We start from the raw sequence: 1556 nt of genomic DNA, 5'->3' as shown, positions 1-1556 counted from the left end.
TGGTGGTGTTTGCCGAATCCGGTGTAACTCTTTTCGAAGGTTCACCGCGCACGGTCAGCTTCACACCGACCAGCGCATTCAGCGCGGGTACAGGCGGCAACGATGTCTATGTCGACGGCGTGCCCCTATCGCATGGAACATTTCAGCAGCCCTATGGTACTGGCCGCCTCAGCGGTTTGTTGCAACTGCGCGACGACACGGCGCCGGCCTATCAAAACCAGCTCGACGAGATAGCGCGCAGCCTCGTCAGCATGTTCGCGGAAAGGGACCAGAAGACACCGGCGACGCTACCGACGGTGCCCGGCCTGTTCACGTATTCAGGTGCGCCAACAATGCCGGCGGACGCGGCGATTCTCCCGGGCATTGCCGGCACAATCAAGGTTTCTGCCGCCTTCATCCTGACCGAAGGCGGCAATCCCGCGCTTTTGCGAGATGGCGGGGCGGCCGGTGCAGATTATGTACAGAATCCCGACGGCTCGGCAGGATTTTCAGCGCGGCTTCAGGATCTCATCGGCTCTATTTCGGCGCCTCGCAACTACGATCCGGATGCAGCCGCCGGCGATGGGAAAAGTCTCCTTGATTTTTCTGCGGCCACGATCAGTTCGCTTGAGACCAAGCGCAAATCCGTAACCCAGACCAATGAGTACAACACCGTTCTGGCATCGCGTGCCGAGGACGCAATTTCCAATACCAGTGGCGTGAATATCGACACGGAGATGGCGTCGATGCTCGATCTCGAACATTCCTATAAGGCATCGGCGCAGATCATCTCCGCGGTTGACGCCATGTTGAACGAACTCTTTCAGGCGGTGAGATAGATATGAAGACCCAGTCGGTTTCATCCTATATGCTATCCAACTCGACGCGTAATATCATCGCCAAGGCCCAGGCAGAACTGGTCAAGGCGAATCAGGAAGCCACAACGGGTTTTGTTTTCGACACAGGGCTTACCCTTGGAAGCCGCACGGGCCAGTCGATTTCTCTGCGCAAAGAGCACGATCGGCTGACAGTTTTGACCCAGACCAATGGGCTGATTTCTGAACGAATGAAAGCCTCTCAAGATGCCTTGAGCAATGTCATCAAGGGATCGCAGGATTTTCTCGGCAATGTGACGGCGATGCGCGGGGCGAGCGAGGGCCGTTCGATTATCGTCGACAAAGCGAAGGGCCTGTTGCAGACCGCCACCGACCTGATCAACACCAGCTACAATGGTGAGTATATTTTCGCGGGAGAGAACACTGACGTAAAGCCGCTGGGTGACTACGGCTCAGCAGGCGATCCCGCCAAGGCCGCTGTTTTGCAGTCGTTTCAGGGTTACTTCGGCTTCCCGACCACTGACCCRCAGGTAGCAAATATCAGCGCAGCAGACATGAAAACCTACCTGGACACGTCGCTCGCGGCGGAATTCGATTCCGCTTCCTGGTCGGCCAATTGGTCTTCGGCGTCGGATACGCTCGTCAAGAGCCGGATTGCGCCAACTGAGCTGGCGGAGACGTCGGTTAGCGCCAACAATGCGGGATTCCGCCAGCTCGCAATGAGCTACACAATGATGGCGG

Annotated in this window: 2 protein-coding genes; both read left to right on the top strand. The window is 57.3% G+C overall.

The window, feature by feature from the left end:
* On the top strand, positions 1 to 818 hold an 818-nt coding region (locus ACXJ5O_RS26530; protein WP_457302515.1), incomplete at its 5' end, for a flagellar basal body rod C-terminal domain-containing protein.
* Between the two features lie 2 nt (positions 819 to 820).
* On the top strand, positions 821 to 1556 hold a 736-nt coding region (locus ACXJ5O_RS26525), incomplete at its 3' end, for a flagellar hook-associated family protein (RefSeq protein ID WP_457302514.1).

This window comes from Phyllobacterium sp. P5_D12 (assembly GCF_054049495.1).
Note: the sequence above shows the minus strand (reverse complement) of the source record. Positions and strands in the feature narration are given on the sequence as shown.